Annotated in this window: 16 protein-coding genes and 1 tRNA gene; 7 read left to right on the forward strand and 10 right to left on the reverse strand. The window is 60.3% G+C overall.

Going from position 1 to position 14,867, the window contains the following annotated elements; translation table 11 throughout:
• Positions 1–47: 47 nt before the first annotated feature.
• The gene (locus tag I6E60_RS04445; protein WP_197179048.1) at positions 48–524 is read right to left on the reverse strand and encodes a hypothetical protein; all 477 of its coding nucleotides are present in this window, start codon (positions 522–524) and stop codon (positions 48–50) included.
• 96 nt (positions 525–620) lie between these two features.
• Positions 621–693: transfer RNA gene (locus tag I6E60_RS04450), tRNA-Lys, on the reverse strand.
• Positions 694–718: 25 nt separating this feature from the next.
• Here I6E60_RS04450 and I6E60_RS04455 point away from each other — a divergent pair.
• The gene (locus I6E60_RS04455) at positions 719–1,348 is read left to right on the forward strand and encodes a DNA-directed RNA polymerase subunit beta (RefSeq protein ID WP_197123309.1); all 630 of its coding nucleotides are present in this window, start codon (positions 719–721) and stop codon (positions 1,346–1,348) included.
• Here the strand turns inward: I6E60_RS04455 and I6E60_RS04460 are convergent.
• Genes I6E60_RS04460 through I6E60_RS04475 form a run of 4 tightly spaced genes read right to left on the reverse strand, consistent with a single transcriptional unit; the run spans position 1,345 to position 5,475 of the window.
• Positions 1,345–2,166 (reverse strand): ABC transporter permease, encoded by an 822-nt coding sequence (locus tag I6E60_RS04460; RefSeq protein WP_197123311.1) that lies wholly within the window; start codon positions 2,164–2,166, stop codon positions 1,345–1,347. The genes I6E60_RS04455 and I6E60_RS04460 overlap by 4 nt on opposite strands.
• The gene (locus I6E60_RS04465) at positions 2,163–3,080 is read right to left on the reverse strand and encodes an ABC transporter permease (protein WP_197123313.1); all 918 of its coding nucleotides are present in this window, start codon (positions 3,078–3,080) and stop codon (positions 2,163–2,165) included. The genes I6E60_RS04460 and I6E60_RS04465 overlap by 4 nt, the downstream gene beginning before the upstream one ends.
• Positions 3,081–3,082: 2 nt before the next feature.
• Positions 3,083–4,264, reverse strand: coding sequence for an ABC transporter ATP-binding protein (locus I6E60_RS04470; protein ID WP_197179050.1), 1,182 nt, complete (start codon positions 4,262–4,264; stop codon positions 3,083–3,085).
• Positions 4,264–5,475, reverse strand: coding sequence for a PotD/PotF family extracellular solute-binding protein (locus I6E60_RS04475; protein WP_197179052.1), 1,212 nt, complete (start codon positions 5,473–5,475; stop codon positions 4,264–4,266). The genes I6E60_RS04470 and I6E60_RS04475 overlap by 1 nt, the downstream gene beginning before the upstream one ends.
• Positions 5,476–5,973: 498 nt before the next feature.
• Between I6E60_RS04475 and I6E60_RS04480 the strand changes: the two genes are divergently transcribed.
• The 6 genes from I6E60_RS04480 (at position 5,974) to I6E60_RS04505 (ending at position 10,654) form a co-directional block, all read left to right on the forward strand.
• Entirely contained in the window at positions 5,974–6,582 is a 609-nt protein-coding gene (locus I6E60_RS04480) for a sigma-70 family RNA polymerase sigma factor (RefSeq protein ID WP_197179053.1), read from the forward strand.
• Positions 6,579–7,481 carry an anti-sigma factor domain-containing protein gene (locus tag I6E60_RS04485; RefSeq protein WP_197179054.1) on the forward strand — a complete coding sequence of 301 codons (903 nt, stop codon included), beginning with the start codon at positions 6,579–6,581 and terminating at the stop codon, positions 7,479–7,481. Before I6E60_RS04480 ends, I6E60_RS04485 begins: the two co-directional genes overlap by 4 nt.
• A 66-nt stretch (positions 7,482–7,547) precedes the next feature.
• Complete coding sequence (locus I6E60_RS04490; RefSeq protein ID WP_197179055.1) at positions 7,548–8,150, forward strand: hypothetical protein; 603 nt, start codon at positions 7,548–7,550, stop codon at positions 8,148–8,150.
• Positions 8,151–8,295: 145 nt separating this feature from the next.
• The gene (locus I6E60_RS04495) at positions 8,296–8,829 is read left to right on the forward strand and encodes a copper resistance CopC family protein (protein ID WP_197179056.1); all 534 of its coding nucleotides are present in this window, start codon (positions 8,296–8,298) and stop codon (positions 8,827–8,829) included.
• 7 nt (positions 8,830–8,836) lie between these two features.
• Positions 8,837–9,391, forward strand: coding sequence for a copper chaperone PCu(A)C (locus I6E60_RS04500; protein ID WP_197179057.1), 555 nt, complete (start codon positions 8,837–8,839; stop codon positions 9,389–9,391).
• Positions 9,392–10,654, forward strand: coding sequence for a Dyp-type peroxidase (locus I6E60_RS04505; RefSeq protein ID WP_197179058.1), 1,263 nt, complete (start codon positions 9,392–9,394; stop codon positions 10,652–10,654).
• A 73-nt stretch (positions 10,655–10,727) separates the two neighbouring features.
• Here the strand turns inward: I6E60_RS04505 and pstB are convergent, their stop codons facing one another.
• The 4 genes from pstB to I6E60_RS04525 all read right to left on the reverse strand — a co-directional run bounded on the left by pstB (position 10,728) and on the right by I6E60_RS04525 (position 14,794).
• Complete coding sequence (pstB, locus tag I6E60_RS04510) at positions 10,728–11,507, reverse strand: phosphate ABC transporter ATP-binding protein PstB (protein ID WP_197123331.1); 780 nt, start codon at positions 11,505–11,507, stop codon at positions 10,728–10,730.
• An 18-nt stretch (positions 11,508–11,525) separates the two neighbouring features.
• Positions 11,526–12,608, reverse strand: a complete 1,083-nt coding sequence (pstA, locus tag I6E60_RS04515) for a phosphate ABC transporter permease PstA (protein WP_197123332.1) — start codon at positions 12,606–12,608, stop codon at positions 11,526–11,528.
• Positions 12,608–13,552 (reverse strand): phosphate ABC transporter permease subunit PstC, encoded by a 945-nt coding sequence (gene pstC, locus I6E60_RS04520; RefSeq protein ID WP_197123333.1) that lies wholly within the window; start codon positions 13,550–13,552, stop codon positions 12,608–12,610. The genes pstA and pstC overlap by 1 nt, the downstream gene beginning before the upstream one ends.
• Positions 13,553–13,699: 147 nt before the next feature.
• On the reverse strand, positions 13,700–14,794 hold the full coding sequence (locus tag I6E60_RS04525; RefSeq protein ID WP_197179060.1) for a phosphate ABC transporter substrate-binding protein PstS: 1,095 nt from the start codon (positions 14,792–14,794) through the stop codon (positions 13,700–13,702).
• Between the last annotated feature and the right edge of the window lie 73 nt (positions 14,795–14,867).

Genomic DNA, 14,867 nt, shown 5'->3' on the forward strand with positions numbered 1-14,867 from the left:
TTGAGCGCGACGTTAGCAGTGCCTCGGCAGCACTCGCGGTGAGCGTCCTAGCCGCGCAGGGGGAACTCGGCGAGTTCCGTCTCCCACGCCGCGACCGCCTGCTTGAGGTCACTCGGCGCGATCGTGAGGTCCATGAAGAATTCCATCTCGCTCGTCACGCTCGGCGGCTGTGACTCAAGCCAGAGGAACACACGGAGCACAACGGCGGCGGGAGCGAAGCTCACGAGGCCAAAACCGAGATTCGGTTCGACGTGAGAAATGGTGGGCTGCAGCGCGCCGGCCCCGCTCAGCTCCATCGGCTCAACGAGCCCGCGGGCGGCACGCGTCAGCCACCTGCCGAGGCTGCGGGCCTCATCCACGAGCAAGCATGGCTCAAGAAAGTTCCACTCTTCGGAGCCGCAACGGGCGCGCCCATCGATCAGCAGCCAGTTGGCGTCGTACGAATCAACGCGCACATCCTCAAACTGGTAAGCCATGGGCTCGATGCTGAGATAGTTCGTTCCGCCAGCGTCCCATAACTCCATGATGAGGAGCCTAATCGCGGCACGCTCCTGAATGCGGAAAACAACCGCAAGCCGGAGAGCAACCGCAATCAGCTACCCCTAAGGCGGAGAAAAATGTGGGCCCGCCGGGACTCGAACCCGGGACCCGCGGATTAAAAGTCCGATGCTCTACCAACTGAGCTACAAGCCCTACACGTTAAGCGTACCGTGAACTTATGGCAGATAACTTCCATAAGCCCACTCAATACTCTGGAGATAAGTTTGACACATTCGAAGGCGGTCAAGATCCAGCCCAAATAATGCGCGCGGCCCATGACACGGCCCACGCACTCATCGATGGTGCTCGCAATTCGGATGATCCTGCCGTAGTCGACCGAATCGTCGCGTACACCGACAAGCACGGCATTGATGCGCTCGCCGAGCTCTGGTCGCGATCGAGCGCCAGCAGCCTTCCTGGCGCACTCTGGCGCATCTATTTGCTGCGTGCCGTCATCCAACAGGATGCGGTAGGCACGAGCCTTCTCTTCCAGCGCGGTATCGAGACTCTTCCCACTATCGATGCCGCCGTTACTGGTGCCGTGAATCCGACTGGGCCTCACGAGATCAAGGAGCTTGCAGACCAGATTCTGCGTGGGCTCTTCCACGGCGACTTTGGGGTCGCCCTCGATCGTGCAGCATCCTTCAGTCGCATCTTGGCGTCAGGAGCGACGAGCGTTGCGGATGATCAAGAACTCTTGAATCCCGAACGTGCCAGTGAGCTCACCACTCGAGCCGCTCGCTACTCGCTCACCGCGCAAGAATTCACGGCCTGCGCGAAGTTATTCCGCTCAGGCTCCCTCGACTAGTTCACGCCGGCGTGGTGGAGCTTCTCGAGCCGTTTTGCGCGGGCCGCGCCTGATACCTGCACGGTGACGACGACGATCAACGCGAGGATGAACACTGCCGAAGCGAGAACATTCGCCTCAGCAGGGATTCCTCGCGCCGCCGATACCCAGATGTACTTGGGGAAGGTAGATACGGCGCCGGAGTTGAAGTTCGTGATGATGAAGTCGTCGAACGACAGCGCGAAAGACAACAGGGCGGCGGCGAGGATGCCGGGAAGCAGCAGCGGGAACGTGATGCGCAGGAACACCTGCAGCGCTGAGCCGTAGAGGTCGCGCCCCGCCTCTTCGAGCGCGGGATCCAAGCTGGCAACACGAGCCTTCACCGCGACAACAACAAAGCTGATGCAGAACATTGTGTGGGCCAAAATGATGGTCAGCATGTCCTTCGGAACACCGATCGACAGGAACTGGGCAGCAAGTCCGGCACCCAATACAACTTCCGGGGTGGCCATCGGCAAGAACAGGAACAGGCTCAATTGCGAGCGGAACTTGAACCGATAGCGCACCATCGCTATTGCGATCATGGTCCCGAGGGTGGTCGCCAGCACCGTTGCTACGACACCGATGAAGATGCTGTTGCCGAAGGCCTCGCACACTGCGCCGTTTTGCACGTTGCAGACGTTGAGCCACTTGTCGAGAGTGAAGCCGCGCCACGTGATGTTTGACTTGAGCGAATCGTTGAAGCTGTAGACGAAGGTGTAGCCGATCGGAATCATGAGAATGAGCAGCGCGAGGGCGCTGTAGGCGGGCAATACCCATTTGCTGATGGAGTGTTTCACAGCAGGTCCTCCGTTCCAGACTTCTTCACATAGAAACTCACCATCACGAGAATCGCTGACATCAGAATGATGGAGAGTGCTGCTCCCGCCGGAAAGTTTTGCAGCACCAGAAAGTTCGCTTCGATCACGTTGCCCATCATTTGGGTTCCCGTGCCACCGAGAAACTCTCGGCTCGCATTGATGTAGTCACCCGCGGCCGGAATGAACGTGAGCAGGGTGCCTGCCACAATGCCTGGCATGGACAGCGGGATGGTTACCTTGCGGAACACATGGAACGGGCTCGCATAAAGGTCGCTGCCCGCTTCGAGGTAGCGCACGTCGAGCCGTTCCAGAGTCGTGTACAACGGCAACGTCATGAACGGGATGAAGTTGTAGGTGAGGCCGAAGATCACCGAGAAGGCGGTTCCCGTGACGTGGGCATCCGGGGCAAGCAGCGACATTGCTTTGAGCGAGGTCACCAAGAACGATTCATCCGAGAAGATCTGCTTCCACGCCAGCGTGCGTAGCAGAAAGCTGATGAAGAATGGCGCGACGACCATCACTAGGGCGAGGCTCTGCAGCAGTGGCCAACGACGCGCTTTGACCCCGATGAAATACGCCAGTGGGTAGCTAATGATCAGGGCAAAGAATGTCGCCGTGATCGCGTAGCCGAATGAACGAAGAATGTGGGGCCAGTACGCGCTGATGACGTCGGTGTAGTTTTCCCAACGGAATGCGTAACTGAACTCTCCAATGTCTCCGAACTCTGCCGGCACTTTGAACGACGTCAGCAGCAGCGACACCAGAGGAGCGAGAAAGAAGAGAACGAGGTACAGGATGCCGGGCAGGAGTAACAGGAGCGCCACCGGGCTCTTCTTCTTGATGCTGTCAGAAGAAGACGGAGCAGCTGTCGTAGAGAAAGCCGCGAAAGCCATCGCTACGCACCCTCGAGGTGGCGCTGCGCGGCAATCGAGCGAGTGTCGAAGTCAGCCTCGAACCGCGGAGCATCCGCAGGATCGTCGTCAAGGCCAAAACCGTGGCCAACGCCCCAGCTGACCCACACTTCATCTCCGAACTTGACGTCAGAGCCGAAGGTCATGTTTTGCGCGAACACGATGAGCGTGCCTGCGCCGGGGACCTCAACCAAATACTGAGTGCTCACACCGCTGAACGAGACATCCGTGACGCGACCGGGGCCCATCACGTTGACATCAGCGTCATGGATGGGCTTTGCGGAGTGCAAGGTCAACTTCTCGGGGCGCACGCCGATCGTGATTTCGCCGGTTGTGCGGTGGGCTCGGGCGGCAGGGACCACAATCTTGTGACCCGCGACATCCACTGCCACACCCGCGCTTGTCGTGCTCACAACGGGGCCGGTGAACAGATTGGACTGCCCGAGGAAGTTCGCCACAAATGCTGTCCTGGGCAATTCATAGAGCTCTTGAGGGGCGCCCATCTGCTCTATGCGGCCCTTGTTCATCACGGCGATCGTGTCGGCCATAGTCATGGCCTCTTCTTGATCGTGGGTTACGTGCAGGAACGTCAGGCCGACATCCTCTTGGATGGTTTTGAGTTCAAGCTGCATTTGGCGACGCAACTTGAGGTCGAGCGCTCCTAGTGGTTCATCGAGCAGAAGCAGTGCTGGCCGATTGACGATGGCACGTGCCAGCGCAACGCGCTGCTGCTGCCCTCCGGAGAGTTGCTGAGGTCGCCGGCTAGCGAGGTGATCGAGCTCCACTAGTCGCAGCACTTCGTGCGCTTTGCCCAGAGGGTCGGCCATCTTGCGGCGGCGCAACCCAAAAGCGACATTCTCGAGCACGGTCATGTGCGGGAATAGCGCGTAGCTCTGAAACACCGTGTTGACGGGTCGCTGGAACGACTTCTGGTTGGTCACATCGGTGCCACCGACCAAGATCCGTCCGGCGGTGGGAGCCTCGAGGCCAGCGACGAGTCGCAGCGTCGTTGTCTTGCCGCAGCCAGACGGTCCGAGCAGTGCAAAGAATGACCCTGCGGGGATGGTGAGATTGAGTTCTTCAATCGCGGTGAAGCCGGGGAAACGTTTATGGATTCCCACCAACTCAAGGTCTGCGCCACTCTCCGCAAAGGTGTCTGTCGTCATTAAGCTGCCCCGAGCACGACGCTCTGGAAAGCGGTGTTGTACTTCTGCTCTTCAGAACTGTCGAGCTCACGGAACACGAACGCTTTCGACAGCATCTCGTCGTCGGGGAAAATCAGCTTGTTCTCGGCGAGTTCAGGATCGATAGCCATCATCGCTTCTTTCGCGCCGACCACGGGAGTGATGTAGTTCACGTAGGCGGCGACCTCAGCAGCGACCTCGGGGTCGTAGTAGTAGTTGATCATTTCTTCCACGTTCGACTTCGCGCCACTGCCAATCGGCACCATGAAGTTGTCGTTCCACAGGGTTCCGCCATCGTCGGGAACGATGAACTCCCACTTGTTGCCGTTTTCGGCATTCAGCTGCACGATGTCGCCCGACCACACAATCGCAGCAACGGTGTCGCCGTTGACGAGGTCCTCTTTGTACGAGTTGCCCTTGATGTTTCGAATCTGGCCATCGGCGACTTGCTTCGAAAACTCGTCGATCGCTGCGTTGAATTCGTCGTCGCCCCAGTCTCCAGAGATATCGACGCCCTGGGCGAGCATGATCAGGCCCATGGTGTCGCGCATTTCAGAGAGCACTCCGACGCGACCCTTAAGGTCGGCCTTCCAGAGGTCCTGAACGGATTCGATTCCACCGGGCAGCAGTTCCTTGTTCCAGCAAATGCCTGCGAAGCCGCCCTGCCACGGGATGCTCAACTCGCGACCCGGGTCAAAGTCGACATTTTGCAGCGACGGCAACAGGTTCTCGACGTTCGGCATCTTGCTGCGGTCAAGCTTCTGCGCGTAGCCAAAGCGAATGAGGCGAGTGGCCATCCAGTCCGTGAGGCAAACGACGTCGGCGCCAATATCTCTGCCGAGGGAGAGCTGGTCTTTGACCTTGGCGTAGTAGGTGTTGTTGTCGTCAACAGCTTCGGTGTATTCGACCGTGATGCCGGTCTGAGCTTCGAAGGCGTCGATGGTGGGGTAGTTGCCTGCGTCATCGACGTCGACATACAGCGCCCAGTTGTCCCAACGGACGAGCTTGTCGGTGGCGCTGGTGTCTGGGGCTGCGGTCAATTCAGCAGGGCCGGTCGAGCAGGCAGAAAGTGCAAGCCCGGTCGCGCCAGCAGCGGCGCCAGTCAGCAACGCACGTCGATTCATGGTGGCGCTCTGGGCCTTACGGACCAGCTCGCGGATGATCGGATCCGCAGGTAAAGGCTTGGACTTCATGACAAGTTCTCCTAGCATTCGTGACGTGCACCGGACGCCCCGCTGCGTTGTAGGGCTGACTGATATTTGCACATATGCGCAGGAAAATCATTAAAAAGTGTCGAAAACATCGGCATTGCAATATATTTGTCACGAAATCCGCACAAACCGGAAACAAAGGGCGTCTGCTCACGGGTGCGCATTCGGAGCGTGCGCACAGGAAGCCCTTTGCTACACTTTTCTTCGCCGGGCCACAGTAACCCCGGGCTCCAAAATTAGCCGCTTAGAGCGGCCCTGCGTCGTGAGGCGTTCTCTGTGGCTCGGCTTTTCTTCTGCCCCGGCGATGTGCTGCTAGGGGGCACCACGGTTTCTGAATACCGACCAAACCCTTTGCGCGAGGGCGCCGAATTACCCACCAGTGAAAGCAGCCGATGAAAACCATCGTTGGCCCCGCATCCACTGACTGAAGATTCGCTGCTGAACCACTCGAACCGCGATGAAGGAGCACAGGAACCTGTCATGCTTGCCCTTATGTCTCGTGAAGCTGATATCGGCGTAACGCCCGAAGAACCCGGTGTGCCCGCCACAAGCCCGCAAGACCTACTCGAGCGTGTCGCCGCTGGTGATCAAGCCGCTTTTAGCGAGCTCTATGACCAGATGGCCCCCCGAGTCTTTGGACTCGTCAAGAGGCTCCTGCGTGACCATTCGCAGTCTGAAGAAGTGACGCAAGAAATCTTCTTAGAGATCTGGCAGACCGCAACCCGTTTCGACTCGAACCGGGGCGCCGCGGTCAGCTGGATTCTCACCATGGCTCACCGCCGCACCGTTGACCGTGTGCGTGCATCGCAGTCGTCTCGCGACCGTGACGTGCGTATCGGCATCCGTGATCACAACCCGGACTACGATCACGTTTCAGAAACCATAGAAGTCCGACTCGAACACGAAAGGGTAGAGAAGGCCATGTCCCGACTGACTGGACTCCAGCGCCAAGCTGTTTCCCTTGCGTATTACGGCGGCTATAGCCACAGTGAGGTGGCGACCATGCTCAAGGTTCCTGTCGGCACTGTCAAAACCCGACTACGTGATGGAATGATCCGCTTACGCGACGAAATGGGGGTGGCATCATGAACGACCGCAACGACGACCTCGCCGCCCAATCTGGTGCCTACGCCCTCAACGCGTTAAGCCCAGAAGAACGCGAAGCATTCGAGAAGCACCTGGCCTCGTCCAGCGAAACTCGCACCGAAACCACTGAACTCTCTGACACGGCAGTAGCACTCGGCCTGGCCGTTGACCCGGTCACTCCGCCTCCTGCCCTCAAAACCAACCTCATGGCGATGATTGCGCAGACGCCGCAGTTGCCGCGCGAGGCAGACACCGCTGTGGTGGCTGACGAAGCTTCAGACAGTGAGGATGCCGCATCCGCGCCACTCTCCAACGTCACGCCCCTGGCGGCCTCGGTTTCGCTCGCGGCTGACGGCTCGGCTGAGCAGTCAAGCACCTCGGCTGCTGCCCCGGCGACCCCCGCTCAGACCAAGGCTCAGGCCCGCTGGTTTACGCGTCCGGCAACGGCGCTCGCCGCGGTTGCTGCCGCAGTGGCGCTCGTTGTCGCGGGTGGTGTGGTGGCCGATTCCATCGGTCGCTCGAGCATTGAGCAGTCCAGCTTTGCGTCGCAGCAGGCCGACAAGCTTGCGGCGATCAATGCAGCGAGTGATTCGCAGCGTCTGGTTTCGACTGTTGCGGGAGGAGCTACAGCTACTTTCGTGTGGTCGGGTGAGCTCGCAGCATCCGCGGTCATCGTTGATGGTCTTGAAGCGTTGCCGGCTGATCAGGTCTACGAGTTGTGGTACATCGATGACTCCGGTGCACGCCCGGCTGGTCTCATGGATGCCGCTGAAGACGGTCCAACGTGGCGCGTCTTGGACGGCGATATGGGTGCAGGCGATGTTGTCGGTGTGACGATCGAACCAAAGGGTGGCTCGGATGCGCCAACTACCGATCCCATTGTGGTCTTCGAGAGCGCGTAAACTAGTGACGAGCGGCTAACAGTCCGCTCGCCTCCACGGCACATTCACGCACTCAGAGGAGCGATCATGATCGGCAGGGGAACTCAAGTTCTCCGGGCGCTGATCGTCGCTGCCTTCTCGGTTTTTGTTGCCGCGGCCGCCCACGTTTTTGGTGGCGGCAGCATGCCCAGTTGGGTTGCTCTCGTGCTCGCCCTTACGTTCGCGGCGCTCATCAGCATTCCGCTCGTCGGAAAGCGGATGTCGCTCCCGCGCGTCGCCGTGGCGGTTACGATCGCTCAAACGTTCTTCCACACCGTCTTCGCGGTTATTGGCAATCCGGGCAACGTCGTGGCGCAGTCCAGCGGACACCACGACCTCGCGTTCACGGTTGTTGCGGGTTCGATTAATCACGGCGTCCACGGTGCGGGGGCTATGACCGCAGGCCACATTGTCGCCGGCATCATCACGATTGCGGCGCTGCGCCAGGGCGTCACCGCACTCAGTTCGATTGCTGCGAGCGCTGGCCGCCACCTTCGTCAGTTGTTCTCGACTCAGGTTGTTCCTGTTGTCATCCGTCGCACGGTTGTTGCTAGCGCCGTCTGCCGTGACGAGATCATGGCAACGCTGCAGTCGTTGCGTTCTGTTGTGAGCCGCAGAGGGCCACCGACCGTCAGCGCGGTCTTCTTCTAACCCTCTCTGCAGTGTGGTGGCTTTGTGCCGCCCCTGTGCGGTTGCGCGCATGCCCCTGATGGGCTGTGTGTGCCTCCGCGATGACAACGGAAAGCTGACAACTCAGATGACGTTTGTGCGTACTTGTGCGCGCGTAGTCGGGGGAGTGGCTCTTGCTGCTCTGCTCGTATTCGCGATGCCTCAGACGGCTTTTGCCCACGATCAAATCATCGGGCAAACGCCGAATGAGAACGAAGTGCTTGAGATTGCCCCGAGCGAGATCACTCTCGAATTTACGGGCGAGCTCATGGACATCACACAGCTCGCCATGGTGGTGGATGCCGACGGCACCGACTGGGTCAGTGGACCCATGCAGGTGACAAATCGCACCGCCATCCAGCCTCTGCTACCTGAGATGCCTGAGGGCAGCTATCAGGTGCGGTGGCGTGTGGTGTCGAGCGACGGCCACCCGATTTCGGGAAGCTTCGAATTCGCGGTTGGTCAGGAGACGCCGGGGGCAACCTTCGGCCTTGAAGAAGACACCCCTGAGCAGCTCGACACCGCTGCCTCAGCAACAGACAACTCGATAACGGGCATGAGTCCGCTCGTTGTTACCAGCCTCATCGGTGCCGGTAGCGGCATCGTCCTTTTTGCCGGAGTCATCGCAGCGCGATGGTTCTGGATTCGACGAAAGAAGTAATACAGAAATGATCCGCACCAAAAACACCTTTAGCCTCATCGCCGTTCTCGCGGCAGGAGCGCTTGCTCTCGCCGGATGCTCGACCGCAGCATCCACCGATGGCGACGACAGCATGGAGTCGACCGCCACCACTCTCACGACGTCCGACACGTGGGTCAAGGCAATCGACAGCGGCATGACGGCCGCGTTTGGGATGGTTGAGAACCCCACCGATCACGACATCACGATCGTGTCGGCGACCACGAGTGCCTCAGATATGACGGAACTCCACGAGACGCTGGAGAACGAATCGGGCGACATGGTCATGCAGCCGATCGAGGGTGGCTTCACCATTCCGGCGGGCGGAATGCTCATGCTTGAGCCCGGCGGAAACCACATCATGATCATGGGCGTTACTGAGCCGATTCTTGCGGGAGATGACGTCACTGTCACCCTCACGCTTGATGATGGCAGCACGCTCGAGTTCACGGCTCCGGCCAAGGACTACTCCGGCGCCAACGAGAACTACGAGGGCGACGACGAGATGGACATGGACCACGATGACATGGAGATGGACGAGTAATTGTCTGAACCAGTAGAGCCTGACACTTCGCGTCGGCTCTCGCGGCGGCACCTCCTCTGGGGAGGTGCCGCCGCGGCGGGCGTCGGCGCGGCAACAGCAGCCGGAGTGAGCATCGTTGGCGACACTTCGGGTTCGGTCGCGCCCACAAGCACCGGCGATAACACGACTGCGGGTTTCACCCCGCAGGAGGCCTTTGAAGGTGCTGTGCCGTTCTATGGGGTGCACCAGGCTGGCATCGAAACGCCAGCCCAGTCCAACGCCGTCTTTATCGCGCTCGATCTGCGCGACGATATCGACGCTTCTGGGTTGCGTCGCCTTATGGGCGTCTTGACGGATGACGCAGCTCGCCTCACGGCGGGGCAGCCCGCTCTGGCGGACTCCGAGCCTGAGCTCGCCGTCATCCCGGCGCAGCTCACGGTCACCTTCGGCTTCGGGCCGCGCGTTGTCGAGCTGGCAGGCAAAGCCGCGCCCGCGTGGCTCGGCCCGCTTCCGGCGTTCGGCATCGACAAGCTCGATCCGGCCTATTGCGATGGGGATCTCCTGATCCAGATCGGCGCTAACGACCCGCTGACGGTCACTCACACCGCGCGAATGCTGCTCAAGGATGCTCGGAGCTTCGCTCTGCCGCGGTGGTCGCAAAGCGGCTTCCGTCGCGCTGCAGGAGCGGAGAATCCCGCCGCCACTATGCGCAACCTCTTCGGTCAGCTCGATGGCACTGGCAACCCTTCGCCCGGCACCACCGAGTTCAGCGAGGCAGTCTGGAGTACAGACGTTCCGTCGTGGATGGAGGGTGGCACGAGTTTTGTGTTGCGTCGCATCGTGATGGATCTTGATGGCTGGGACAAAATCGATCGCCTCGGTCGTGAAGAGACCATCGGTCGCACCCTCGACACCGGTGCGCCCCTCACCGGCACCGTTGAGGGCGACGAACCCGACTTGGAGGCGAAAGACAGACTGGGCTTCCCCGTCATTCCCGCCTTCGCCCATGTTCGTCGGGCGAAAGAGAACGAGGCAGCTAACAAGATGTTCCGTCGTGGCTACAACTACGACGACACGGTGCTGACGGGTGCCGAGAGCGTTTCGAACTCGGGGCTGCTCTTCGCGGCATTCCAAGCGGATGTCGATAAGCAATTTGTCCCCGTGCAAAAAGCCCTCGACACGCTTGACTTGCTCAACACGTGGACCACACCCGTCGGGTCGGCGGTCTTCGCTATTCCGCCCGGCTGCCAGCAGGGTGGCTACATCGGAGAAACCCTCTTCTAGAGAGTGCGAGCAGACAACAGAACAGCCCCCGGCCAGCTGGCGCGGGGCTGATCTGTTGTGCTCAGGCGGCTCGTTAGCCGAACTTGCCCGAGACGTAGTCTTCGGTTGCCTGCACGCTAGGGTTCGAGAAGATCGTGGTGGTGTCGTCGTATTCGATGAGCTTGCCAGGAGCGCCGGTGCCGGCAATGTTGAAGAAAGCGGTGCGGTCAGAGACTCGGGCGGCCTGCTGCATGTTGTGGGTCACGATCACGATCGTGTAGTCCTGCTTGAGTTCCTCGATGAGGTCTTCAATGGCCAGAGTCGAGATGGGGTCGAGGGCCGAGCACGGCTCATCCATCAACACGACGTCGGGCTTTACAGCGATGGCGCGCGCGATGCAGAGTCGCTGCTGCTGTCCACCAGAAAGGCCAGAGCCGGGCTTGTCGAGACGATCCTTTACCTCTTGCCACAGGTTTGCGCCGATGAGGGATTGTTCGACGAGGTCGTCGGCGTCGCTCTTGCTCATGCGCGAGTTGTTGAGCTTCACACCAGCGATCACGTTGTCGCGAATCGACATCGTGGGGAACGGGTTGGGGCGCTGGAAGACCATGCCCACCTGGCGGCGAACGCTGACGGGGTCAACACCGGGCGCGTAGAGATTGTTGCCGTCAATGAGCACTTCACCCTCAACGTACGCACCGGGAATCACCTCGTGCATGCGGTTCAGGGTTCGCAGGAACGTTGATTTGCCGCAACCAGACGGGCCGATGAAGGCAGTAACGGTACGGGGCTCAATGGTGAGCGATACACCTTCTACAGCGCGAAACTTGCTGTAGTAGACGTTGAGGTCATTGACTTCGATGCGCTTAGACACGAATAGGGGTTCCTTCGGTTATCGACCGGTCTTGGGGGCGAAGATCTTGGCGATGATGCGTGCCAGGAGGTTCAGTGCCATCACGATCAGGATGAGGGTGAGTGCTCCAGCCCACGCCCGATCGATGTAGGCCTGGGCGTCGGTGCCCTGAGAAATGTAGGAGCTGTACACGAACACGGGCAAGCTCTGCATCCGGTCGCTGAACAGCGAGTAGTTGAAGTTGTTGGTGAAGCCAGCGGCAACGAGCAGCGGGGCGGTTTCACCGATGACGCGGGCGATGGAGAGCATCACACCGGTCGTGATTCCGGCGATGGATGTCGGCAGCACAACTTTCAGAATGGTCAGCCACTTGGGCACGCCGAGTGCAAACGCCGCCTCACGCAGTTCGTTGGGCACGAGTCGCAGCATTTCTTCGCTCGAGCGCACGACCACGGGAATCATGAGCACCGACAGGGCGACAGCTCCGGCGATTCCGACCCGAACGCCGGGGCCGAAGAAAATCACGATGAGGGAGTAGGCGAAGAGACCGGCGACGATCGAGGGGATGCCGGTCATGACATCCACGAAGAAGGTGATCGCTTGGGCAAGACGACCGCGACCGTATTCGACGAGGTAGATCGAGGTCATGAGGCCGATGGGAACCGAAATGATGGTTGCCGCGAGAGTCATTTGCAGGGTGCCGATGATGGCGTGGGCTGCACCGCCACCTTCGCCGACGACGTTGCGCAGCGAGAGGGTGAAGAAGTCGAGGTCGAAGCGGGCTGCACCGTTGATCACCACGGTGTAGAGCAGTGAGATGAGCGGCAGGAGAGCGATAACGAACGCGAGGGTAACCAGAGTCGTGACGAGTCGGTCTGTGGCGCGACGGTGGCCTTCAACGAGTCGTGAGACGGTCACGAGCACGATGCCGTAGAGCACGACGCCGAAAAATACGGCGCCGACGACGTTGAACTCGCCTTCTGGCTGGCCTGCCTGAATGAACAGGAAGATGATCACGAAGGTCGCGAGGCTGCTAATCAGGATAAGCAGGGGAGCCCAGCGGGGCAGTTGCCCGGCGGCGTAGGCGTTCTCGATGGGGCGCGCGGGGGTGGTGGTAGTCATCAGTTCGCTCCCGAGAATTCCTTGCGGCGGTTGACGATGTAGCGCGCGATCGTGTTGACGATCAGCGTGATGGCGAACAGGATCAGGCCTGTTGCGATCAGTACGTTCACATTGAGTCCGTAGGCCTCGGGGAAGCTCAGCGCGATGTTCGCGGCGATTGTCGACGGGTTAGTCGAGCTGATCACGTTGAAGGTGATGACGTTGGAGGCCGACAGCACCATGGCAACAGCCATGGTTTCACCGAGGGCGCGGCCGAGGCCGAGCATTGCTCCCGAGACGATGCCGGCGCGACCGAAGGGAAGCACCGCGATTTTGATCATTTCCCAGCGCGTTGCGCCGAGGGCGAGTGCAGCTTCTTCGTGCAGCACCGGGGTCTGGAGAAAGACTTCGCGGCAGATGGCGGTGATGATCGGCAGGATCATGACGGCGAGCACGATGGAAGCGGTGAGGATGGTGCGGCCGGTGCCCGAGGCTGGGCCGGCGAAGAAGGGGATCCAGCCGAGATTGTCGGCCAGCCAGGCGTAGGCGGGCTGCACTCCGACGGCGAGAACGTTGCCGCCCCAGAGGCCGAAGACTACGGAGGGCACTGCGGCAAGCAAGTCGATGATGTAGCCGAGGGTTGCTGCCAGCGGGCGCGGCGCGTAGTGCGAGATGAAGAGCGCGATGCCGATGGCGATTGGCACGGCCATGATGAGGGCGAGGCCGGCCGACCAGAGCGTTCCGAAGACCAGCGGACCAACGTACGCCCAGAAGTTCGTTCCTTCAAGGAGCGTCGTCTTTTCTGGATCCGCGGTGATTCCGGGAACACCCTGAATGACGAGGAAGGCAGCGACGGCTGCGAGAATCGCGAGGATGAGCGCGCCAGCGGTGAGGGCCGTACCTGAGAAGAGGCGGTCTCCGGGGCGCTGTTTCGCGCGAATACGGGGGGCCGCAGTCGAGGTCATGTGTCGAGTATCCCTTATCCCTGGCTTGGCTTAGTGCGTGATCTGTACTGCGTGGTGCTCACGGGGACTGCGCGGTGCGCCGGGCCCAGTGCAAAGTCTGCCCGACCCCGCTGCTAGTAGCAACGGGGTCGAAGCAGACTCGAGGTGTTACTTGATGGCGTCTACTGCAGCCTGAGCCTTCTCGAACAGAGTCGAGGAGATCGGTGCTGAACCAGCGGACTCGGCGGCAGTTGCCTGGCCTTCGTCGCTGATGATGTAGGACATGTAGGCCTTGACCAGATCAACGTTGTCGCTTGACGCGTACTCGTTGCAACCAATGAGGTAGCTGATCAGAACGACCGGGTAGACACCCGATTCTTCGGTTGCGCGGTCGATCTCAACAGCGAAGTCGGTCTCGCCTCGGCCTTCTGCGAAGGGCGATGCGTCAACAATGGCTGCTGCAGCTTCGGGCGAGTACGGCACGTACTCGTCGCCGACCTTGACGGCTACGACTCCGAGGTCACCGGCGCGCGATGCGTCGGCGTATCCGATGGTTCCGGTTCCGTTGGTTACTGCGTCAACGAGACCAGAGGTCTGAGGAGCACCCTCGCCACCGAACTCGGTTGGCCAAGTTTCGATCGATCCGACGGTCCATACCGAGGAAGCTGCAGCCGACAGGTAGTCGGTGAAGTTCGCGGTCGTTCCCGAGTCATCAGCGCGGTGAACTGCGGTGATGCCGAGGTCGGGGAGGTCTACGCCATCGTTCTGGGAGACGATTGCATCGTCACTCCAGTTGGTGATTTCACCCGTGAAGATGCCGGCGATCGTGTCAGCGTCGAGGTTGAGCGAGTCAATGCCGTCGATGTTGAAGATGATCGCGATGGGGGAGATGTAGGCAGGGATCTCGAGGATGCCGGTGCCGGGAACGCAGGATGCGAAGTTGTCTTCGTCAATCTCTTCGCTCTTGAATGCGCGGTCGGATCCAGCGAATTGGCTTCCGCCACCGATGAACGTATCGCGTCCTCCACCAGAACCGATGGGGTCGTACTCAACAGTGACGTTCTCGTTCGCCGTCTGGAATCCAGCAACCCAGGCCTCCTGGGCTGACTGCTGCGACGAAGCGCCGGCGCCAACGAGGGTGCCGGTGAGGTCGGACATGTTCTCATCGCTGCTGCCGTCTTCGGCTGCTGTGGCGCAGGAGGAGAGGAGGATGGTGCCTGCGATAGCAATGGCACCGATGGTGCCAAGACGCTTGAAGTTCACAGTTTTCCCTTCGGGATGTTGATTACAGGTTTCAGGTCGGTGCGACCCAAATAGAAAACTTAGGCACGGCAGG

This window comes from Salinibacterium sp. SWN167 (assembly GCF_015864665.1).
GTDB lineage: Bacteria > Actinomycetota > Actinomycetes > Actinomycetales > Microbacteriaceae > Rhodoglobus.

Bases quoted from the DNA above. Each gene is read 5' to 3' on its own strand.
- I6E60_RS04500 (WP_197179057.1), top strand. From the start codon at position 8,837: ATGATCCGCACCAAAAACACCTTTAGCCTCATCGCCGTTCTCGCGGCA.
- I6E60_RS04455 (WP_197123309.1), top strand. From the start codon at position 719: ATGGCAGATAACTTCCATAAGCCCACTCAATACTCTGGAGATAAGTTT.
- I6E60_RS04475 (WP_197179052.1), bottom strand. From the start codon at position 5,475: ATGAAGTCCAAGCCTTTACCTGCGGATCCGATCATCCGCGAGCTGGTC.
- I6E60_RS04465 (WP_197123313.1), bottom strand. From the start codon at position 3,080: ATGGCTTTCGCGGCTTTCTCTACGACAGCTGCTCCGTCTTCTTCTGAC.
- I6E60_RS04445 (WP_197179048.1), bottom strand. From the start codon at position 524: ATGGAGTTATGGGACGCTGGCGGAACGAACTATCTCAGCATCGAGCCC.
- I6E60_RS04490 (WP_197179055.1), top strand. From the start codon at position 7,548: ATGATCGGCAGGGGAACTCAAGTTCTCCGGGCGCTGATCGTCGCTGCC.
- I6E60_RS04485 (WP_197179054.1), top strand. From the start codon at position 6,579: ATGAACGACCGCAACGACGACCTCGCCGCCCAATCTGGTGCCTACGCC.
- pstC (WP_197123333.1), bottom strand. From the start codon at position 13,552: ATGACCTCGACTGCGGCCCCCCGTATTCGCGCGAAACAGCGCCCCGGA.
- I6E60_RS04480 (WP_197179053.1), top strand. From the start codon at position 5,974: ATGCTTGCCCTTATGTCTCGTGAAGCTGATATCGGCGTAACGCCCGAA.
- pstA (WP_197123332.1), bottom strand. From the start codon at position 12,608: ATGACTACCACCACCCCCGCGCGCCCCATCGAGAACGCCTACGCCGCC.
- I6E60_RS04470 (WP_197179050.1), bottom strand. From the start codon at position 4,264: ATGACGACAGACACCTTTGCGGAGAGTGGCGCAGACCTTGAGTTGGTG.